The sequence below is a fragment of the Nostoc sp. FACHB-133 genome (assembly GCF_014698055.1).
In the GTDB taxonomy this organism is placed as follows: Bacteria; Cyanobacteriota; Cyanobacteriia; order Cyanobacteriales; family Nostocaceae; genus Nostoc.
The window spans coordinates 1-19,678 of record NZ_JACJSH010000090.1 but is presented as its reverse complement, the minus strand read 5'-3'; the positions used below and the strand labels follow the sequence as shown (position 1 = coordinate 19,678).

Genomic DNA, 19,678 nt, shown 5'->3' with positions numbered 1-19,678 from the left:
CGTGGGATATTTCCGCGTAATTCCGTTAATTTTTTGGCTTGTTTATTACCCCATTTGAATGTAGCAATATGTTCAATATCTATCATTGTAGTAATTTTTTTTACCGTTGCTAAGTAGGACAGGGTGAAAAAACCAAATTGTGTAAAGATAAGTAAATACACATAATGTATCTACCACGGTAACAGGTATATGGGCAGCCGTTTAAGGGTATTTCTAACTCCGGCACAAGATAAAACTCTTTTTAACCTGAGAACAGCAGATGTACCCCAGAAGGTGAAAGACAGAGCAGAGGTAATTAGATTGAGCGCACATGGCTGGTACGTAGAAAAAATAGCGGCTCACTTTAATTGGACTGCACAGACAGTACGAGAAGTTTTGCATAGATGGCAAGAACTAGGAATAGAGGGACTGTGGGAAAAAGCAGGGCGCGGAGGAAAATCAAGGTGGGTGGAGGCTGACATGGTTTTCTTAGAAGAATGTTTAGAGAAAGAAGCACGTACTATGGTAAACCAGCAACTAGAAAACCAATGAGATGCGGCAGAAAACTATAATGCACTGATGGTAGTAATAGATGAATAAGACCACCGATAGTAATTGCCATAGTTGTTCCCCACAATAATCCTCTCTGCCACCAAGTATTGCCTAGCAGGCTTACAGACTCAGCACTGCTATAACTGAGACCACCGATAATGGCTCCAATCATTACAATTTGTAAACTATGAGAAGATAGGGCAGCGTAAGTAAATCCACTAAGGCTTCCTGCAAAAAATGTAGCAAAATAATACTTGCGAAGCTTAACCAAAAGTGAATCAGATTGATTTATAACAAAATAATGCTTGCGAAGCTTAACCAAAAGTGAATCAGATTGACTCATAACAATTACCTTTTAGAGAAAATATCACAAAATTTTACTGGGAGAATCGAAGTTCTAGACCACTAAAAAATTGATAATTCCGTTTCTTAGGCGAAAGTTGGACTGATTTTGTTTAATATTTTAGCTTATTCTATAAGGGGTTTCTTCCTGTGGGTAAGGCTTAACTTGATGATACGAATTTGTCTCAACGTCATTTAATTGGTCACTATACAAAAAGCCAGCAGATAGCTGGCTTAAACTTCAAAAAATTGCGATGGATCTAACGTGGCTGATTCAAAAGTTTTTGGAGCAGCTCCATAGCAATTTTTGTATGCTCAAGAGGGTTTTCGTCTTCAGAAGCAAAACTTTCAGTATGCAACACAAGAATTTGATGTGCCTCAGAAAGGCGAGTCCACGCTTCCGACAATTTTGGGATTGAGCTTCCGTTTAAAATAATTTCGCGGTTAAAATGAGCCATAATTATTTGTCATATTGTTTACAAGTAAACCAGCTACACAAATCCAATTTTCCCTAGAAATTTAGGTGCAACTGAACCCGTGTACTTGCTAGAAGTAAAACAACTACACAAATCCATTCTCCCCAAAAGACTGGGTACTACTGAATCCGTATGCTTGCCTTGCCTGTATCTAATTAAAACAAGGGCGAACTGACCCCGTTCCTACGCAGCTTCCATAAAAGAAATTGGTAGTTGGGAACAACACGAAAGTAAGCGTGTATATAAGTTAACCTGCCATTAATAACTTTAAAATGCGGATGAACGTAGATAATTTTGTGCATAGATAGAGATTTTGCCATTTTGTTAAATTTGGAGAAACGACAGGAAGCACTCCACCTTTAACTTCCGAATCTAAATGCGACTGCTCTAAATTGTCAGTGTATATATGCTAACATTATTTAGGAAGTTTTACATAACACTACAAGAAAGTTATACAGCTTAATCACTAGAAAAAAGATTTAGTTATGTGTAGTTAGAAGGTGAGACTGCCTTTAAGGAGATAGCTCTCTTAATTCTTCTTCCTGCGCCTGCATCTAGCCTGGATAAATGGCTCTTAACTAAAATTTTCAACTTGCGTGCGAGATGAGAGCGATCGCCTTACTGAAAGATAGCGATCGCATTAAGATTGCTTTCAAAAGGATGAAACTTGGTAATGGGTTTTGATAATCTAGCACGGTTGAAACAGATGGCGAAGCCCGCCGTAGGCATCGCTCGTCTTGGCGGCTACCTAGAATATCGAAGTAAAACACCAATCAATTGGTATCTAGGTACTGTGGCAAGGTTGATTAAAATTGCATGACCTTTGTGAAGGTTGGCAGCTTACAAAAGAGACTTAACGGGAAAAGTCAGGTTTAAGTCCCCCAACAAATTGAAAATTCAGTGGTCAACTTTCGTAGTGGCGGGTCAGAATACCCCACAAATTGATTCTGACTCCTGACTCCTTCTCCAATGCTTTTTCTAGTGAATCTTCACCGGATGAGCGGTCTTTATAGCTATCCACTATTAACTCCAAACTAGAATTTCTGATGTAGTAGATATAAGAACCTATATCGTAGGAATCTGGTTAGTTATTACCCAATCACTCAAAACAGCTATGCAGCAAGCAGTTACCTTTGGTCTGATTAGGGTCTTATGTTTACGCTTGGCAAGATAACCACCTTCTAATTCATTCTGCTAAAAATAAACTTAAATTACGTCAAAAAGCTTGTTAGCAACATCTAAGGAAATTGATTTAGTCCACACCATAATTACCTCCTAACCCCGGAAAAACCCTACTCCAAACACTTTGCTCTTTTGGAGCTAATTCTTCTGAACCTAGAACATTCTGTAACCCTTGCTGATTACTCTGAATCTCCTGCATATTGAAAGCGTGAATCGTCTGAGCTAATTCTGGATTGTCTTCTAACAATTCAGCCTCAAAGCTTAACTCCTTCTGCAACAGTTGGGTATTTCGGCGCAAGAACATCTGCTGATTGTGTCGCCGTCTGATAAAAGATTCAGTCAGATGTAATTGCTCTTCAAAACTTAAATCATCATATTCGCTGTTATACATGAGAATTCTTCTCCGATTAGCTTAAAACTTAATTTTTAGGAAAACTAACGACACTGTTCAACTAATTAAAAATGTTTGATTCCTCCATAAAGTAGCTGATATCCCAGCCTCAATCTCGTAATAAATTCGTCAGTATTACGATTGCCCCAAACGGGATCACTGGGATTCTTAATCCAGTTAGTCGGACTATGACAAATCTCATGATGACAACGGTAGCACGTAGAAAATGTCGATACCCCAATAACGTCATTCCCATAGTAAGCATGGTGGATCTCTTCACTTCTGTTAGTTAGGCAGACTACACAATAATTGTGAGTTTTTCGGTGAGCAATCGCTACTTGTTTTCTGTATTCTTTGGTATTACCATATCGAGCATTCCAGTTTAATTGTCTGTGTAGCCGAGATTTTCTAGTAATAGAGTCACCCCCTTTTCGTTTAACTCTTGTCCTGTTAGCTCTTGCCACTTCTGTTTAATTTCCTGAAAATGTGGTCTTCTTCCTAATTCTGTTGCCCATTTTCTAATTTCTTCGTACCAGTCAACCTGCTGCTGTGAGGACTGTTGATTATTTTTAGAACTATCAACAGTGTCACTATTCGGTTTGGAATCCTGTTTTTGTTCCAGACCTTTGATATCAAATTCCGGGATTAGAGCAACAAAAGGATTAGATCGAGTGGGAATTACTAGGGCATATCGAACTCCGGCTTTATCCAACATTTCGCAAGCCTGTCGCAAGATTTCAAGAATTTCTTTTTTGACATTCAGAAAATCCTGGGGATGGTCAAGGATATAACTTGATGTTTGCCCCATCGCAATAAAGCAAACATTTTTCAAGGACGGGCGGCTAAATCCGGTTTCCCCAGAGAGTGGGGACTGGCCCATAAATAAACCATGACCCTTTAACCCAGCAGTGAATTTGATGACATAGTTCCAAAAACCCTGCAAGTCTTTGGCGGTATCAGCATCAACCATTCCTGGAAGTCCCTTGCCTCCTCCAAATACAGAGTCCACCTCATCTTGAGCAAGAAATAATTCGGGAACACCCTGACATTCACCACCAACTTTTGCAACCCTAGCTTTTTGTTGGTCAATCATGTTAGTGGCGAAAGTAATCCAATCTCTTAAGGCTTTCATGCCGTCAAACTTACGGCTGAACTTGCACAACCATCTGGTGACATCATCCTTTGGATCGCTGCCGATGACAATTGCTGGACTTTGAGATTTTGCAGCAATTTTATTAATAATCACTCCAGCCAGAGTTGACTTGCCGGATTGTGTGCCACCAGAAATGTAGAAATGGTGATTACTGCGAAGAGTCATATTTTGATTAGATGCAGCATCACACAGTTCATCAATCCAAGCACCATCAATTCTGATGTACTCAGGATAATTAGCTGCGATGGCTTGCAGAATTTTCATTGCACCCGGATTAATCACGGACTGCACAAATTCTTCATCAATATCAGCAATATCGGGATTGGGAATACCAGTCGGTGAGGGTGATTGTTGTGCTGGTGGTTCTGGGAGCGTAACCAAACCCTGCAACTGATATTCAGCTATCCACCGGGGGCGCTCTTGCATTGGTAGCCGATTCACGTAATCAGCAACTCGGCGTTTGGCTGCGATCGCAGTGGTGACATAATCATAAACAGCTTCACCTTGTAAATGCTGCTTAAGTGATTTCAAGTCAGCTTCTAGCAAAGACTGGTAAACTTTTTCCTTACTTTCGCTGATTTGGGCGGATACCCCAAATAAGCCAGCACTCACAGTTCCCGCACCAAGCAGCATCCCGGTTGTTATTCGGTCAGTGTTTAAGAAAAAAGGAGCAGACAGACATAACACTGTACTTGCTCCTAAAGAACATAAAATACTCCGTTCGGCATGAATGACGCTACTGGCAGTTAGACGTTGTAATTCAAATCCCATTACCTCACCCCCAACGCAACACCGGCTGCAACTAAAGTCAAAAACACAAACAGAAATATGACTCCAGGCATTAATCCAATAATGAAAGTTTTGCGGTTGAAGCCGAATCCTTTAATGACTAAACCGCCAAAGTTGAATAACCCCAGAACTATGCAGCAGATGGAAATTATGCCAATAAACCAAAGAATGTATCGACTAACGGGGCTGGCAACGGATAGATAACCCATAAACATAGAAAAGCCAACCCCAGACACTGCATATCCTATATGAGAGAGCTTGATTTGCATAACCTAAAATCTGAATGAATCTCCCACCTCATCAAATGCTTTCTCGTATCCCCCCAACTGGCGTTGTTGTTCAAGAGAACCGAAAGCATGACGAATTACCGCCTCCCCATGTAATCCCCTGGTTCGCTGCAAATCTTCCTCAATCTTCATGGCTTCTTGGGAATATGCCAATTGGTTTTTATACATCTCTGCCAAGGATTGCAACTGCTTGAGCCTGTGCCGGGAAAATTTAGTGTGCAACCACTTCTGTGCTTTTAGAGTGCCAGCCACTTCTGCTTCATCAAGAACCTGCTTTGCTGTAGTGTAAGCTGGCAATGTGTAGCGATCGCGGATTGATGAAGGTAAATTACCCTCAATTTGTGTTGCATCCCCAACTCTTAAATCCGTTGATACTACTCCATCACCTTTACCGCCAAATAAACCAGGAAGCCATTTTCCTAACATTCTTTTCTCCCCCCTACTACTTAAAATTGGTATAAGTTTGCTGAACTTGTTGAACTTGTGAGCCGATATATCGGGTTATGCCATATATGCCCATGAACGAAAACATCAATACTGTTATTGCTGCGATCGCAGTTTGAGCCATCATTCCCCGTTGCATCAATTCCTCAATCTGTCTATTGGACTGCGATCGCGTTCTCGACTCATCAATAATTTGCTGGACTACCAGGAATTCTTCTGTTGTCAGATTTTCTAGTGTCAGCCCTGACAGATTCAATTCCCCGTCCTTCTTCAGGTGAATATTTAATGCTTTGCGATGGGTTTGGTCTTGTTGCTCCATATATTGCCACGCCCAAAACGAGGGTTAATAGCAGCAGATTTAGTACTGCTGCTACCAAGATGAATTTATTCGGTCGCATCTGCATTGCTAGCAGAGAGATAGAGCGATGTAATCTCCTGACCGAACCGAAAAAAGGCTTCTGGTTCTCCCTGGAATTCTTTGGCGAACTGTGCTACTTCTGCTAAATACTCGTTAGACACATTAGCTAAAGTTTCGATTGTTTCAACTGCCTCCTTGTGGGCAAACTCGCGCGTCCCTTGGGTAATTGCAGAATTAAATGATTGTATCTCTGCTAACGACTGCTTGGCCTGATTGGCAAGTGAAGTTTTATAATCACTCATTCTCTGTTGAGCTTTATTGGTTTTGGCAGTACGTTTGGTAGCTTTAGCTGTTTTACCATTGCTAGAAACAATTAAATTACTAGCTTTTTTGAGTGCCACAAGTTCGTCAGAGATGGCAATAATTTCTGCCTCAGTAATCGCATCAGGATCTACGCTTTTCTTTTGTAAGTACAAGCGTAGTTCTTCAGAACTCATTTCGATTCCATTAGCAATGAGAAGTTCTTGTAAATCGTTCATGAAGTGGCTCCTATTGATTTAGGTTGACGAAATTTGAATTTAGTTTGAGAAGCAATTTTTTTGACCCATTGCTGAATTTCAAATTCGGTGTAAATCTTATCTACAGAAAATGGCACTCCAATTTCTTGACCCCATCTGTAAATTGTGGGTTTGGATGGTCGCGGTTCTAGTCTTTGTAATGCTTCAAAGAGTTGAGCGCCGTTGCATGACAATTGTGGCAAGTTTGAACAAATAAATTCGTAGCGTTGAACATCTGATAATCGAATGGTGCGATTGGGATTTAAAAGCTTCAGTTGAGCATAAGCTCTCACCAGCAGAATTACCCCAGCTTTGGCACTGGTATCAGATATCTCTAATCGACGAAGAATTCTTGGCCAAGTGTAATCACTAACTTGACCAACAATTTTTTCATATTCGTTCCTCAGAATTGTTCCTGCCATAGAAACAGCCGTAACATCTTTGCAATTCTAGATTAGCATAAATACCTTATCTATAACCCTATAGATAAGGTATTATTCTGAAAAATTTCTCGGCAAAAACATAGAACTATAGGGGTAAAGTTAGGTAAGCGTTATTGTCGAGGAGAAAATGCCTAAGAAAACTACACCAAAAATGGTTCAGACTGGAGTTTCTATTCCAGAGCCTTTGTATGAAGCCGCAAAGCGAGTTCAAGCAATGGAGGGCTGGAATGAGTCAGAAATGCATCGAGTCTTTTGGGAAAAAGGATTTGCGCTTCACCTTCAAGGAACTCTTGCCCGTTACCAGTTGGGTTTGATTCCTGAAGCACAAAATACAGCTGAATAAGTTGACGGGATTTAGTCTAAAGGGGAGTATTGCACCCCTTTTTTTGTGCCTTCGCTAAAAAGCAAGCAGACCATGAGACTCTGCTCGACCTCAAACACGGTCGCATCAAGGCTTTGGGACACGCGGATGATTTCGATGAGGCTCGAAACCCTAGTAATGCCGTGAAAATAACTGTCTCATGGTCTGCTCAATCCCTTGCCCTGACTGATTCCGCGCCTCTATGAGAAAGAAAAATCATTTTTTTGAATTTTGCAGAAAACCCCGGTTTTTGGCTCTTTTATCTAAAGTGGGTTTTTCTATTTGTCCTGTGGTCGTTTTTGAAGCCTGACCCTGTTTGACTAGCACCGAACGCAAGTACTGCCGACAAGCTGCTTCTCCCCGACAGATCAGAATCCGCAACGCCTGTATTTCCTGGATCGGAGAAACATAGATTTCGGCAATGGCACTAATCAGATTTTGTTGCGATCTCACATAATCTTGATGCTGCTGCTCCAACACAGCAATTTTGGAGTTTAGCTGTTGTATCTGCCGTAATGCTTGCGTCAGAGACGATTCTTTGTTTCGAGAGCGATTATCTAGAGTTAACGTCATTTTATTTGTTGCTCCTACTTATTTAGATAGTCGAAAGCTTTGCCAATCGGGGCATTTATCACCGAAGCAGCCTTTGGGATGGACGGCGCAATTGAGAAGCACACCGTTGTAGACAACCCCGTGGAAATGCTTGCAACCTCGGCACGGAAGAGGCACAGGTCTGGGTTTTAGTGATTCTTCAAATTGCACTGCCTCAATCCGACTATCAATAAACATGGTTAATCCAGTTCCCATCATGCTGAAACAGAAAACCAACCTCGCTGCGCTTGCAGGTATTGTTATATTGAAGTGATTGGTTTTCTTTTGCCCGAAAACCATAACACAGCCACTCAGAATAGTGGAAAATGCGAAAACTCCAATGGCAGATTTAAGAATCAATTGTTTTGTGTTCATCTCTGTTTTTTGGGTGGTTCGTTCTTAGATAACAGAGCGCCAAACTCGTAAATTGTTACAGTTGGTTTTGGTTCAGGTTCTGGTTTTGGTTTCGACTCTATGGCAAGTTCAGGAATGCCTAAACCAAGTGCATTTTTAATTTCTTACTCCATATCAAAATTCTCCTTTTTGATTAAATTGCTCCACCTGATCAATTGCGTCTACTATGTCTCCCAAAATATTAAAAGCATCGTTTAGCACAACATGATTTGAGGTAGAAAAGTGTTCTGACAATTGAATTTTACGATAATCTCGACTACTTCCCACAAGCCGCAATGTATATTGACAACCTTGTAAGATAGTCCGAATCTCTGCTGTGGTTAATTTGATTTCCATTATTGTTTCTCTCCCTAAAATTTATCTCGTTGAATACTCAAACTAGCTCCGACTAAAGAAGTCCCTAAGAAGGCGGAAAAACTGACCAGCATTGCACCCAAGCAAATACTTTTTTGCTGCTCCCAACCAGAGATGATAATGTTTGGATTAGCATTTATCTCAATAATCTCCAGCCCCCAGCAAGCCATTGCTCCAACCCCTGAAAAGCCAGTCAACAGCAGAGAGACAATTGCAGTTGTTTCTATGGTGCGCTCGATAAAAATCCTAGGGTTAAATCTTTTTCGAGTCCGACGAAGAACTAACTTACTCTTATTATTTGAAGGCAAATGTGATTGATGAGTTACTTTCTGTATTTTCATTTTGCATCCTCCAATTCAATAAAAAACCCTGCACCAGTATTCTTAATCTTTACTTTTCTTTGATTGACTAACGTTTGAATCACGCTAAGGCTGAAGTTGATATGACATAATCGAGCGCTACCACCAGAACGACGAAGGTATTGTATGCACAATGAGGAATGATCAGCAGGGGCGGAATGAGTGGATTTTCTCGGCATAATGTTTCCTATTGTTGTTATGAGAAGATATGATTTTTCTTTTCAACTCAGTTCAAGTAACCCCACTTTCTTGTTCTGAGGGGAGCAACGGAGTCTCCGGCTCCGCTCCTGAATTGGTGAATATCTGAATTCTTCTTCAAATATTCCCCAGTAAAATAGACACTGGGGAATCTTTTTATTTACTCTGCATTGATGTAGTCGGATGGATCTAAGTAATCCGGCGAAAATCCATCTGCATCGCTATGGTAAATTGGCTCCACATAATCCAGTACAGATTCATCGGCAATAATCTCTGTCCTTGTGCTAAGTGACGTAATTTGAGTGTCCATTTCTGGAATATCAATTCCTAACCGTTCGCATATTTCTCTTATTTTTAGGTATTGAGGATGTATTTGCTCATCAATATAAGAATGATGTCCATACCCCTCTGATTCCCAAGAACTAACAATTATTTTCGCCATATTCACTCATTGTTTTAATTTTCAACGATAAAAAACTACCACAAAACTACTATTAAATAAGCTTTGTGGTAATTCGTTTACAAATGTCGCCAGAAGTTTTTACTGATAGTTTTAAGACTGACTACCTTGGGTTCTGCTGTTGCTTCTGAAGTATGACCACCAGCCACCGCAACAGCAATTGGTGCAGGTGTCGTTAACAAAGAATTGAGTAATTCTCGCTGATGATCCACATCAGCATGAGTTCGGTATATTGTGTAGGGATTAATTTGCATCCCCAACGGCGTGGGTACGATTTTTAAGTATTGATTAAGGAGTTGAATGTAATGCTGATCAAAATTCCGATGAATCACATAAGATCGTATTGCATTAAGCAATCCAATAGCTCTCTCAATTTCGTAAACATCACAGGTATCTATTTCTGGCTGACTTTCGCGGTAGCCTTTACCTTTTTTCTCGGCTACCAGATTGTTAAATTTACTAACCGCCCTCTGATGATTGCCTAATGTGTGAACTTTGGTTTGCGCTTGATAACCAACTCGTCCCCACTGGACTGTCAAATTCCCATCTTCGACAATGGCCGCCCAGAATTTATTGCTGTTTCGGATAGCATCAACAAAGACTAAATAGATTTCCATGTTTCTTACCCTGTCAATTCACGGTTTGACGGGCATTGCCCCATCTAATTTGATGTTGTAGTGCTTCAAGTATTGTTTCCGCTTCGTGTGTTGTTAGCCCATTTAAAGTAGAGCAGACATCCTCAAACAAGTTTTTATACAATGGATATGAAACTAATAAGCCCAGATTAGACAATGCATCCTCAAGTGCCTCAGCAACAGTATGCTTAGTAGAACTGTCTTTTTCTAACGTAAAAATGTAAGTTGCTAATGCCATTCGGAGCATAAGCTTAGTTTCTCTGTCCAACTTCTCTAAATACACACCATATTTATCAACCAGTTGGTCAATAGTTGGAGTCTGCCCGTAATAAGTAACTAAGTCTGTCGTCATGTTTATTCGCCTTATTAAGTATGTTAATTGATTGCTCTCAATTACTAAAAGAAAGAGTGATTGCCCCCATAGAATCAGGAGACAATCGCTTTCTAATCAGTTCATATTCCGAAACTTAGCAGCACGCAAAGACTGAGTTTTCACTGCAACCACAGGGCTACTAGCCCGTCGTGCGGTGGATGCCCACACCTGCATTCGTTCAACTGCCGCAGCGTCCTGAATGGCAAGTGGGGTAATGGTTTGACGGCAGGTTTCAAGGTCAGTAAGCGTTACCTGTTGTGGTCTATCCTCATCGAATGCCAGCAGAGCAGCTTCCGAAGCGAGGGTTTCCAGTTCTGCCCCTGAAAATTTCGCGGTCGAAGCTGCGATCGCTTCGAGATATTCGGATTCCAGGTGAATGCCAAAGCGTTGCAGATGAATCGCCAGAATCTGTACACGCTCCGGTTCTGTGGGTAGATCAACAAAGAAAGATTCGTCAAATCTTCCTTTCCTCTTAAATTCACTTGGTAGTGCTGATGGGTCATTGCAGGTTGCAACTATAAACACCCCAGCAGTGCATTCAGCCATGAACGTAAGCAAAGTACCCAAGATGCGTTGAGAAACACCGCTTGTATCGCCCTGACCTGACAGTGCTTTTTCTACTTCATCTACAAACAAGACACAAGGTGCGATCGCCTCGGCAGTTTTCAAAGCACGTCTGACATTCCCCTCAGACTCACCTACCAGACTGCCCAACAAGGATGCAATGTCTAGCTGTAGGAGTGGTAAATTCAGTATAGTTGCAATGTTTTTGGCACAGTTAGATTTTCCTGTTCCGGGTGGGCCAGCCAGCAATACACCCTTTGGTTGGGGTAAGCTAAGACTTCGCGCCTCGACAGTAAACAACCGCCGCCGACGAGTCAGCCATTCGCGCAATAAGTCAAGTCCGCCAAATGGTATGCTGGCTGGTTTACCCAACTCGATACCCATTTGAGAGAGTAGCCGAGTTTTGTACTCGACGGCTTTGGGGATAAAATCAGCGTCAACGATAACACCATGATTAGTTAAGTTTTCTTTGACTGTTAACCGAAGAAAATCACTAATTTCTTCTAAGGTTAAACCCAGTGCTGCACGAGAAAGAGTTTCTAATTCAGCATTTTCGAGCGTAACAGTAAAAGTCAATTCCTGTTCAATAGCTGACTGTTGTAGGTCATGCAAATAAGAATTGAGATGAAGTAGTATTTGGTCAATACTAGGTAAAGGAACTTCACAATAAGGAATCAATCTGACTAGTGATTCGTGTAATTGTATATTCTGACCCAACAAGACAATGCGTTTATCTGTCGGTTTTAACCTGTGGTAAAGGTTTTTTACCTTGCTTAAAATCTCCCACGATAATTGGGGTGAATTCTTAGCAATAAAGGGGTGAATATCTCCGAGGATAAATACACCATTACCACTAAAGTTAGCAATGTAGTCGAATACAAATAGTAGTGGATCAGCGTGTTGTGGTCTTTTGTACTCTGCAACTGGCTTAAACACCAATCCTCCATCTGCTGCGATTAAACATTGCTCCAAGGTTGATACTCCCAGATTCCAGAAGAACACAGGACTTGAAAGCTTATTGTTAGCTTCTGTAGTCAGCCACTGAATAATCGTCGCTTCATCAGGAGACAGGACATCAACCGCAGCGATGGGGATTTGTGAATCGAGCGTGGAGAGAAGATTTGAGAGTTTCATGTCAATTATTCAAATATTTCACTTATGAAATGGCGAAGCCTTTATGATCAGCAGTTACCAGCCGAGTTAAGACTGGTAACTGATGACTGATTACTGGTGCAAACGTGTTTGACTGCTTAGGGTAGTCCGAAGTTGTTGGGTTTGAGCTTCATTTTTAAATGTGCGATCGCTCTCGCTCACAACTCCCAAAGCGGATTCAAACGGTTGCGTAGCCGATAAACAACTCAAACCCTCAAACCCCTCAGCCTCCACACGAACTTCACCTGTAGCATTGTCGAAATGTATCAGTATTGAACGTTCCATATTTATCTCCGTGCAAATTGTTGAACTTCCTGATGTCCGGCAAAAGTCAGCCGTAGAGTTTGCACAGTGCCGTTGGTTTCTTCCGCGATCGCACATTCACCAAACTGGTCTTGTAACTCGGCAGCCTTCGCCAAAACCATCCGCCGTCCGTAAACAGGCATTAGCTGACAGGCGTAGAACTTTCCTCCTAATTGCCTAATTACTTCGTACTCGTCCTGGATCATTTCGTATTCCGAGCCATTCCATTTAAATCCCATATCTGCACGGGCTTTTATGGTGCGACCAGACACAATGATTTCAGCACTTTGTCCTTGAGAGCCGCCGTAGTATCCTTTTAGTGGCTGTGCTGTTTCGTAAACTTGCGGATTCAGTTTCAAATCTTGTAAAGCTTGTACTAGACATTCGCGGTTAGCAAGTTTAGTTTTAACTGTTGAGAAATGCGACATGAGAATTTTGTCCCTATAGTAAAAGTGCGGTATTCTTTGTGAGGTGTATATGCATTTTTCGTTTAAGGTATTTAGTCTTGAGCGAATGCACCCTCGCCCAAGACTGTTTTTTTTACCTGAATTTAAACGACATTACGGTAGCCTTCGACAAGCCCACGTCGTCAGTAGCTAGTTGTTGTAGATTGCGTTGTTCATCTAACAACTTGATGCGGATCTCTTGCATTTTTTGCTGTAATTGACTGCGCGTATCAGAACCAAGATTCTTCGACTCAATCGCTGGGTCGGTGACAATGGAATCTAAGTGCGCCATCATCTGTTCTAAACTGCTGCCTGCTTCAGGTGAGGCATTTGCCAGTAACACCCGCACTTTCATCAGGTGTTTTTCCATCTTTTTTTTGAACTGTACTGGCTTACGTCCTGGTTCCCAGTCGCTCAACTCTTCAAGAAGTTGCGCTGCCAGTTGTTCACCACCAGCGATCGCTGATTCCCGTAGCCTTTGCTCCAGATTTTGGTCATACTGTTGGATGAACTTGGTAATCTGGTCTAAACACTCGGCTTGCTGCTGATTGAGTTGTTCAGAGAGGGCAGGGATAATCACCGGACGACCAATTACGACTTGCAAATAGTCTTCAAGATCGGTCAGAGTCGGAAATGCTCTTAACAAGTTTGCTTTGACTGACTCTTGTTTATCCTGTGCTAATTCCCAGGTGTTAAGTGAAAGGAACTGATCAATCCGCTCTTGATAATCAAGAAGTCCCGCTTCGTAATCAGCTTTTAATTGATTACGCAATCCAGGGGCGATATTATCTCTGATATTGATTAACTGATTCCAAACGAGTGGAGCCAAATCAATCGGACAAACCCAATCACCAGTATCCGCAGACATCCACTCTTGAACTGAAGCAATCTCTTGCCTTAATTGGGCGGCAGCTTCATCGAGCTTCTTAAATACTTTGATACCCCGCAAACCGACTTCGGAATTAGTAACTTTCACGAGGTCTGATTCAATTTCAGAAACCTCAGCTTTTAGCACATCCGCCCATTTAGGTGCGGCAGACTTTGTACTTTTCTTTAGCTGAATGCGAAACCGAATACGGGTTTTATTTAACTGTGAGAAATTGTGGCGTTCGACTACTGCATCAGTTAGGAAATTCACAGCGATAGGGTTGTCGATTGCTTGTACCATGATTATTGACCTCAATCATTATTTTTCACTTTCGATTAAGCGAAGCTTTCTTTGTGGTGATTTCTCAAGAGAGCGAATGTCTGTAGTAGCTCTATAGATTACTTTTATAGAGCTTTTTTGCAGGCGAATATGTCTTTTAATGACTGGTGGTTTATGTATGGACATGGCTTAAAATAGCTGAAGTTGCTGCGAATTATCCTGTACCACAGGCTTGTTATAAGTCATGCCTTCGACTTCATAACAGCGAGTCATAAGTTTGTTTCGATTTAGCCGAAAGCTGGCTTTTTTTCTTTGATTTGGCAAAGGTACAAATAGATACTGTGGATGTTGGATAGTACCTTCGTCACCCAAGTATCGTGAAAGCGTACCGTTGATTTGGTAAACTTTCGATGAACTTAACAGTGTCGCGTCATACACTTTAATCAAATTTGTTTCCATCTGATTAGTATTGAAGTAGAGTGTGTGATAATCTTTTGTGGAATAGATTTTTCTCTACAGTCAGATTTAATCAGTTTGACTGGAGAGTTTTTCACGGATAATCTGATTTAATTTTTCCTTTGATTCATCTGACAGAGCATTAAAATCAAACTCTTTGGAGTCCCAAACTTCATCCAGACTTGTAGACTCATCAACAATATTTGCAATCAAACAAGATTCATCGCCGTAGTTCCAGCCATTTGCTAAAAGCCACGGTAGAATACCGTCAGATTGCAAAAGTTTTTCCAGGTCAAACAAGTCAGAAAATGATTGCAGATTTTCGACGTTGGGGTGAACAATTGTAATACTCATCTGTGATTAGTTGTGAATAGTTGAACAACAAAAAGAGGGGGAAAGGTTAAAGGGAAAAGGGAAAGGGATTCATGAATTAAATCATCCTTAGAAAAGCAAGGTTTTTACCTTTACCCCTTTCCCTTTTCCCCTTCCCCTTCTTTATTAGCTGTAGACAAAGCTTGAGTCACTTATAGCTACAGTCTCTCAAGCCCTGTTTACAACAAGTTAGAACACCATTTCTGCCGCAGCTTTGGTTACAGCAATTGCTTGTTTACTGATTTCGCGCCAGTCGGTTTCTTCACCATAAGATGCTTTGATTAATTCCGACTCTACCCATATCCGACAGAACAACACATTTTCATCTGTCGTACCAGGGTGCGGCTGTAGTGTGATGGGAGAATACAATTGTTCTGGGGTCAAAGTTGCGATCGCCGCAAGTATGCACTTTGAGAAATGGGTATCATAACCGGATTCTAAGATATACGTCCGGTCTGCTTGCATAGTTATTAATAACTTGCAGGTTTCTTTTTTGCGGCGTTCTGTATTCTCAAAACGTAGTTCTTTAAGATATCCAGTTAAGGCAGTTTGAGGGACATCACTCGGTTCACCATTTAGTGTGTACCACAATCCTCCGTGCTGACGATTGCAGTAGATTTTACAATTGCCAGCTTCAGAGTGCAATCCCAGTTTCGGTTTATTAATTGCTGCAACTAACTGCTTAAGTAATTCTTCCTGGCGCATTAAGGCAGCAAGTAGTTCAGCATTTTCTTGAGGGTTCATTTATTTTTACCAAAAGCATTTCACTTTCGCATTGGCGAAGCCGTTGATTACAAATGTATGAAACGTAGACCAATAAAACAGCGCTCTTGATTTCACAAAAGCGCTTTCTATTACTAATTATTTGTAGTTACGGATTATTAGTGTGAATTAAATCTTGCTAACAACTCTTCACGGGATAAACTAGACAATTCCAGTAAAAATCTTGCAAAGTCATCTGGTGCTAACTGCAACAAATTATCGACCACTCTTGAGAGTTCTTCATCCACAGAACCAAACCTAAATCTCAACAAGTTTTCTACAACTTGGCGTTGTCCTTGCTCTACTCCCTCTTGTACAGCAGCAGCCCTAGCTTCTTGATAAGCTTCTGTTAAATTCATGATTAACTCCTGGTCATCTTCGGTTAAATCTGTTTGTGTCATTACACTGATACGCCACCTGTAAACCATTTCAAGAACATTCCGGCGCAAAAGGTTTTCTCTTGGCAGTGCAACCAATTCATTTACTGCTTGAATTTGTACCTTTCCCCTCCCTAAGAGCCTTAACCATAGAGTCTCTGAAGTAACTGGTAGTTGGTTAATAGCTACTATTGCAATTCTAAAAACATTAGGCAAAAAGTATATTCCAGTAGACCAGTTTTCTAGCTCTAATTGTGCGCCAAAACCTTTGAGTAAATCTGGCGAAGCTGATGGTACTAAAATCCACAAACGAGGTAAATTATCATCATCATCATCATCATCATCTAAAGTTTTCCCTTCTGCCGATGACCGACAGTTCAAAGTTGAAAAGACATTTAAAAGTTTATGTAGGCAGCTTCGGACTTCTGTTTCACCAATTTCCTCACAATAAACTTCGATTGAACAATCACTTTGAGCAACTTTAGCAAGTAATCCAAGTGAGTGTCTTTCGGTTTGAATTGTCCCTTTCGGAAAAAACAGAACAATTCCCCGCCTTTCTGAATCGGTTATTACGCCGCTAACTTCTACGCTACCTAATGGTGAAAGCAAGCCTTCGAGATAATGCTCGACAAACAGACTATAAAATTTTTGGGTCATTTAAAGGACAAATTGCTAAGGAAGGATACGTTATACCAATACAAAAATCGCTTTCGTTGACTTGAAAAGTATTAGTCTTAATCAATACTGTCCTAAAGCAGCTTGAAAAACTTGTTCAGCAGTCAAATTTAGCTCTTTTAAAGTAGGTGATTGAATCCGGTCATTTCCTCGAAATTGAGTAACTTGATATTCACCTTCTACTAAAGCATAAACTGATATTGTCGGTTGTTTAGGATTCCCAATAAACCGCTTTCCACCAAGAGCAGCATAGTCAACAATCCAATATTCTGGAATCCCAATTTCTTCGTACTCACCAAATTTAAGGAAATAATCATCACGCCAATTTGTACTTACAACTTCCACGGCTAATGGAATTGATTCTGCTTGAGTAACTGTTGATGCTTTTTTCCATAGTGGTTCATTGACCAAGTTAGGAAGATTCAATACTAATACATCTGGAATATAACCAGATTTCCTATCAACTGATTTGACTAATACTTGACCAGGAATAGTATAAGCTAGATTAAACCTGCGAATCTCAAAATTGAGTTCTCTAATCAAAAATGCTCTAACTAGCTCATGTTCTCCTGTTGGTTGCATTTCTACTATTACTCCTTTGTATAATTCATATCTGCCATTTTCTGGTTTCCACTCTAGAAATTCTTCAAAAGTAACTGGTTCTGGTAAAGCTTGAAACATCGTATTATCTCTTCAAGTTTGAACTGATGCCGACGTAATGTTTGATCGCGCAAAAATTTTAGATTTGCTTCTATCTTTACATTTAAATAAAGGATCTCGTTCTCAAATTGGTAAGTGGACAGTTTTCTAATTTCTCCTGTCCACTGTTCAGATTTCTTTAATCTTACGCTACTGCTAACTCTAAGCTAACGTGTGGCACTTCAATAGTCACCGGAGCTAGGGCAAAGGATTCAACAGCCTCCCTGACACTCCAATAGCGTACTCCATCTGTACATCGCCAGTAGTAGGTCTTGGGGTCGTTTTCCCATAACTCATCAACGTTTCTGACCTTGAAGACAATTCCCAAGAACTTACCATCTAGATATACGTTGTGAGCCGTCTGAAGGCTAGTGCATCCTACATAGGTCAGTCGATAGCCGTCTACTGGTTCGCACAAGTCTTCTGCACGAGTCCCGCGATACGAACAATTACCGCACCCATGACCTTCGCAGTCTGGACAGATGGCAGCAGGCATATTCCACTTCGGCAGTGTAAAATCCCATTCAGCCGGTGGGGTTAATATTCGAGCCTTGTGAGAAATATAACAACCAGCGTGACCAATTACTTTATCAGAATGGTACTGGACGCTCAACGATAGCCAATCACAATCACCTAACAAGCCAATTTTCTCAGAAGCTTGTTTTAATTCCTGATCTTCCTGGTGATTGCACTCTACTGGAGCAGCAAGACTCGCTTTAACGTCTGCAACAGCGCGTTTGAATGGTTCTTTGTGGTATCGAGCATAGCCGTGGGTCATTTTTACCCACACAATATCATCACTTTTGATCCAGATAGTTACTACATCTTCGGGCTTGCACTCTTTTGAATAGTCCGATTGATTGACGATGGTTGCAATGATTTGGCGATCCTGTGTGGTTAACGGATCTTTTGTTAGCGTAGGGGCTGAAGTTTGTGTCATCATTATAAATTGCCTCTTGATTGGGGTAAAAAGGCGATCGCACAGTTTTCCCGACGGGGCGATCGTCCTATTTTTATTGGTAAGTTTGTTGTGCTTTCAGCACAACACTCTCAATCTAGAATTGGCGAAGCCTAATATTTTCTTGCTCCTAGCCAGTGACCGGAGCTTGCTACAGCAGCATATCTCTTGATCGGGCGATAGTCAGCAACGAGCTTCAAAGCGACTTTCGTACTGCTGTGGCAACTTTTTATTTGGAACCCACTCAGCCCTTACCTTACTTCACCAGCCTTGACTATTCGCTGCTTCCGCTACCTGGGGGCTTTGTTTTCTGTTCACTTTTTTCAAGGTTCAATTTAGCTGGGAGGCTACTACTTGGTTCCTCTCCTAATAATTAATATATTAGTCTACCTTGGTTAACAATGTCAACCATCATAAACAGAAAATCTGTAGATTTTTACAATTTCTTGAACAGGGATAGATAACACTTCGCAAATACCTTGCGCTATTTCTAAGGAAATAATTGAATATTTACCACTTAATAATTTAAATATGTTTTGGTATGAGCAAGCCACGCCTCTATCTTGTAAGGCTTGTGCTAGCGTTCTTGTAGACATAGTTCCTCTTTTTCCGCCTTTTTCTTCCATTGCTTTTTTTACAATGTCAATTTTTTCGGCGTTCCATTTGATGTATGCCACATCGCTGATGTCCACTGACAAAACCTCTACTTCTTTATTAACCACGGTTGACATTAAAATCCTATGCGTCTACCATAGTTTATGTCAATCAAGGCTTTTGCTATTTAAAACACCCACTCAAAGCGAGCGATCGCTTGCCTATGTGCAAAGCGAAGATTTCAGCGTGCGCTCAATTGAGCAATGCCAGAGCAATCGCATACGCTTGTACACGATTGCTGATCGGGGCAATGCCTTTGTGTGAACGCCTTGATTTTGGAACGATTGAAGTTTTTTTGCAACCAGTTTTCAGACGGGAGCTATGCGGTTTCGTCAGATCCAGTAAAAAACAAGCGATCACTAAATCATTTTCCCAGTAGTATAAATTTATTTATACTTTTTAAGCAGTATTAACA

General features: G+C 41.0%; 33 protein-coding genes. 4 read left to right on the top strand and 29 right to left on the bottom strand.

The window, feature by feature from the left end; all coding sequences use genetic code 11:
- Positions 1 to 189 precede the first annotated feature (189 nt).
- Positions 190 to 531 carry a helix-turn-helix domain-containing protein gene (locus H6G86_RS35135; protein WP_190938235.1) on the top strand — a complete coding sequence of 114 codons (342 nt, stop codon included), beginning with the start codon at positions 190 to 192 and terminating at the stop codon, positions 529 to 531.
- Here the strand turns inward: H6G86_RS35135 and H6G86_RS35130 are convergent.
- The 10 genes from H6G86_RS35130 to H6G86_RS35085 all read right to left on the bottom strand — a co-directional run bounded on the left by H6G86_RS35130 (position 500) and on the right by H6G86_RS35085 (position 6,932).
- Positions 500 to 874 carry a hypothetical protein gene (locus H6G86_RS35130; protein WP_190938234.1) on the bottom strand — a complete coding sequence of 125 codons (375 nt, stop codon included), beginning with the start codon at positions 872 to 874 and terminating at the stop codon, positions 500 to 502. The genes H6G86_RS35135 and H6G86_RS35130 overlap by 32 nt on opposite strands.
- 259 nt (positions 875 to 1,133) lie before the next feature.
- The gene (locus tag H6G86_RS35125) at positions 1,134 to 1,331 is read right to left on the bottom strand and encodes a hypothetical protein (RefSeq protein ID WP_190938233.1); all 198 of its coding nucleotides are present in this window, start codon (positions 1,329 to 1,331) and stop codon (positions 1,134 to 1,136) included.
- A gap of 605 nt (positions 1,332 to 1,936) precedes the next feature.
- The gene (locus H6G86_RS35120) at positions 1,937 to 2,119 is read right to left on the bottom strand and encodes a hypothetical protein (RefSeq protein WP_190938232.1); all 183 of its coding nucleotides are present in this window, start codon (positions 2,117 to 2,119) and stop codon (positions 1,937 to 1,939) included.
- Between the two features lie 482 nt (positions 2,120 to 2,601).
- Positions 2,602 to 2,922, bottom strand: coding sequence for a hypothetical protein (locus H6G86_RS35115; RefSeq protein ID WP_190938231.1), 321 nt, complete (start codon positions 2,920 to 2,922; stop codon positions 2,602 to 2,604).
- Between the two features lie 382 nt (positions 2,923 to 3,304).
- Positions 3,305 to 4,846 carry a hypothetical protein gene (locus tag H6G86_RS35110; RefSeq protein ID WP_190938230.1) on the bottom strand — a complete coding sequence of 514 codons (1,542 nt, stop codon included), beginning with the start codon at positions 4,844 to 4,846 and terminating at the stop codon, positions 3,305 to 3,307.
- The gene (locus H6G86_RS35105; RefSeq protein ID WP_104899637.1) at positions 4,846 to 5,133 is read right to left on the bottom strand and encodes a hypothetical protein; all 288 of its coding nucleotides are present in this window, start codon (positions 5,131 to 5,133) and stop codon (positions 4,846 to 4,848) included. The genes H6G86_RS35110 and H6G86_RS35105 overlap by 1 nt, the downstream gene beginning before the upstream one ends.
- Positions 5,134 to 5,136: 3 nt before the next feature.
- Positions 5,137 to 5,577 carry a hypothetical protein gene (locus tag H6G86_RS35100; RefSeq protein WP_190938229.1) on the bottom strand — a complete coding sequence of 147 codons (441 nt, stop codon included), beginning with the start codon at positions 5,575 to 5,577 and terminating at the stop codon, positions 5,137 to 5,139.
- Positions 5,578 to 5,593: 16 nt separating this feature from the next.
- A complete protein-coding gene (locus H6G86_RS35095) occupies positions 5,594 to 5,914 on the bottom strand; it encodes a hypothetical protein (RefSeq protein ID WP_190938228.1) in 321 nt (106 codons plus the stop codon).
- 65 nt (positions 5,915 to 5,979) lie between these two features.
- A complete protein-coding gene (locus H6G86_RS35090; protein ID WP_190938227.1) occupies positions 5,980 to 6,492 on the bottom strand; it encodes a hypothetical protein in 513 nt (170 codons plus the stop codon).
- Complete coding sequence (locus H6G86_RS35085) at positions 6,489 to 6,932, bottom strand: hypothetical protein (protein WP_190938226.1); 444 nt, start codon at positions 6,930 to 6,932, stop codon at positions 6,489 to 6,491. Before H6G86_RS35085 ends, H6G86_RS35090 begins: the two co-directional genes overlap by 4 nt.
- A 148-nt stretch (positions 6,933 to 7,080) precedes the next feature.
- On the opposite strand from H6G86_RS35085, the gene H6G86_RS35080 reads away from it, so the two are divergent.
- Together H6G86_RS35080 and H6G86_RS35075 are read left to right on the top strand one after the other, a co-directional pair.
- Positions 7,081 to 7,296, top strand: coding sequence for a hypothetical protein (locus tag H6G86_RS35080; protein WP_012413179.1), 216 nt, complete (start codon positions 7,081 to 7,083; stop codon positions 7,294 to 7,296).
- Between the two features lie 29 nt (positions 7,297 to 7,325).
- Entirely contained in the window at positions 7,326 to 7,520 is a 195-nt protein-coding gene (locus H6G86_RS35075; protein ID WP_190938225.1) for a hypothetical protein, read from the top strand.
- Positions 7,521 to 7,530: 10 nt separating this feature from the next.
- Here H6G86_RS35075 and H6G86_RS35070 read toward each other — a convergent pair whose 3' ends face one another.
- From H6G86_RS35070 to H6G86_RS34985, 18 genes are all read right to left on the bottom strand, one after another.
- Entirely contained in the window at positions 7,531 to 7,887 is a 357-nt protein-coding gene (locus H6G86_RS35070; protein ID WP_190938224.1) for a hypothetical protein, read from the bottom strand.
- An 18-nt stretch (positions 7,888 to 7,905) separates the two neighbouring features.
- Positions 7,906 to 8,280 (bottom strand): hypothetical protein, encoded by a 375-nt coding sequence (locus H6G86_RS35065; protein WP_190938223.1) that lies wholly within the window; start codon positions 8,278 to 8,280, stop codon positions 7,906 to 7,908.
- Between the two features lie 153 nt (positions 8,281 to 8,433).
- Complete coding sequence (locus H6G86_RS35060; RefSeq protein ID WP_190938222.1) at positions 8,434 to 8,655, bottom strand: hypothetical protein; 222 nt, start codon at positions 8,653 to 8,655, stop codon at positions 8,434 to 8,436.
- A gap of 14 nt (positions 8,656 to 8,669) precedes the next feature.
- Positions 8,670 to 9,014: a hypothetical protein gene (locus H6G86_RS35055; protein WP_190938221.1), complete on the bottom strand. Its 345-nt coding sequence runs from the start codon at positions 9,012 to 9,014 to the stop codon at positions 8,670 to 8,672.
- A complete protein-coding gene (locus H6G86_RS35050) occupies positions 9,011 to 9,211 on the bottom strand; it encodes a hypothetical protein (protein ID WP_190938220.1) in 201 nt (66 codons plus the stop codon). Before H6G86_RS35050 ends, H6G86_RS35055 begins: the two co-directional genes overlap by 4 nt.
- Positions 9,212 to 9,390: 179 nt before the next feature.
- Positions 9,391 to 9,672 carry a hypothetical protein gene (locus H6G86_RS35045; protein WP_104899650.1) on the bottom strand — a complete coding sequence of 94 codons (282 nt, stop codon included), beginning with the start codon at positions 9,670 to 9,672 and terminating at the stop codon, positions 9,391 to 9,393.
- A gap of 77 nt (positions 9,673 to 9,749) precedes the next feature.
- The gene (locus H6G86_RS35040) at positions 9,750 to 10,307 is read right to left on the bottom strand and encodes a WGR domain-containing protein (RefSeq protein ID WP_190938219.1); all 558 of its coding nucleotides are present in this window, start codon (positions 10,305 to 10,307) and stop codon (positions 9,750 to 9,752) included.
- A 13-nt stretch (positions 10,308 to 10,320) separates the two neighbouring features.
- Positions 10,321 to 10,677, bottom strand: coding sequence for a hypothetical protein (locus H6G86_RS35035; protein WP_069067963.1), 357 nt, complete (start codon positions 10,675 to 10,677; stop codon positions 10,321 to 10,323).
- Positions 10,678 to 10,773: 96 nt separating this feature from the next.
- On the bottom strand, positions 10,774 to 12,396 hold the full coding sequence (locus H6G86_RS35030) for an AAA family ATPase (protein WP_190938218.1): 1,623 nt from the start codon (positions 12,394 to 12,396) through the stop codon (positions 10,774 to 10,776).
- A gap of 90 nt (positions 12,397 to 12,486) precedes the next feature.
- The gene (locus tag H6G86_RS35025; RefSeq protein WP_190938217.1) at positions 12,487 to 12,699 is read right to left on the bottom strand and encodes a DUF2997 domain-containing protein; all 213 of its coding nucleotides are present in this window, start codon (positions 12,697 to 12,699) and stop codon (positions 12,487 to 12,489) included.
- A 2-nt stretch (positions 12,700 to 12,701) separates the two neighbouring features.
- A complete protein-coding gene (locus H6G86_RS35020) occupies positions 12,702 to 13,145 on the bottom strand; it encodes a DUF1257 domain-containing protein (RefSeq protein WP_190938216.1) in 444 nt (147 codons plus the stop codon).
- 112 nt (positions 13,146 to 13,257) lie between these two features.
- On the bottom strand, positions 13,258 to 14,331 hold the full coding sequence (locus tag H6G86_RS35015) for a hypothetical protein (RefSeq protein WP_190938215.1): 1,074 nt from the start codon (positions 14,329 to 14,331) through the stop codon (positions 13,258 to 13,260).
- 168 nt (positions 14,332 to 14,499) lie between these two features.
- Positions 14,500 to 14,769 carry a hypothetical protein gene (locus H6G86_RS35010; protein WP_190938214.1) on the bottom strand — a complete coding sequence of 90 codons (270 nt, stop codon included), beginning with the start codon at positions 14,767 to 14,769 and terminating at the stop codon, positions 14,500 to 14,502.
- A 66-nt stretch (positions 14,770 to 14,835) separates the two neighbouring features.
- Positions 14,836 to 15,120, bottom strand: a complete 285-nt coding sequence (locus H6G86_RS35005; RefSeq protein WP_190938213.1) for a hypothetical protein — start codon at positions 15,118 to 15,120, stop codon at positions 14,836 to 14,838.
- Positions 15,121 to 15,327: 207 nt separating this feature from the next.
- Positions 15,328 to 15,882, bottom strand: coding sequence for a hypothetical protein (locus tag H6G86_RS35000; protein ID WP_190938212.1), 555 nt, complete (start codon positions 15,880 to 15,882; stop codon positions 15,328 to 15,330).
- A gap of 137 nt (positions 15,883 to 16,019) precedes the next feature.
- A complete protein-coding gene (locus H6G86_RS34995) occupies positions 16,020 to 16,934 on the bottom strand; it encodes a hypothetical protein (RefSeq protein ID WP_190938211.1) in 915 nt (304 codons plus the stop codon).
- A gap of 81 nt (positions 16,935 to 17,015) precedes the next feature.
- Positions 17,016 to 17,633: a Uma2 family endonuclease gene (locus tag H6G86_RS34990; protein ID WP_190938210.1), complete on the bottom strand. Its 618-nt coding sequence runs from the start codon at positions 17,631 to 17,633 to the stop codon at positions 17,016 to 17,018.
- A gap of 163 nt (positions 17,634 to 17,796) precedes the next feature.
- Positions 17,797 to 18,594 (bottom strand): hypothetical protein, encoded by a 798-nt coding sequence (locus H6G86_RS34985; protein WP_190938209.1) that lies wholly within the window; start codon positions 18,592 to 18,594, stop codon positions 17,797 to 17,799.
- Between the two features lie 6 nt (positions 18,595 to 18,600).
- Here H6G86_RS34985 and H6G86_RS39755 point away from each other — a divergent pair, with 6 nt between their 5' ends.
- Entirely contained in the window at positions 18,601 to 18,726 is a 126-nt protein-coding gene (locus tag H6G86_RS39755) for a hypothetical protein (protein ID WP_277883706.1), read from the top strand.
- Between the two features lie 287 nt (positions 18,727 to 19,013).
- On the opposite strand, the gene H6G86_RS39935 is transcribed toward H6G86_RS39755, so the two are convergent.
- The gene (locus tag H6G86_RS39935) at positions 19,014 to 19,331 is read right to left on the bottom strand and encodes a helix-turn-helix domain-containing protein (protein ID WP_206758458.1); all 318 of its coding nucleotides are present in this window, start codon (positions 19,329 to 19,331) and stop codon (positions 19,014 to 19,016) included.
- Positions 19,332 to 19,678 lie beyond the last annotated feature (347 nt).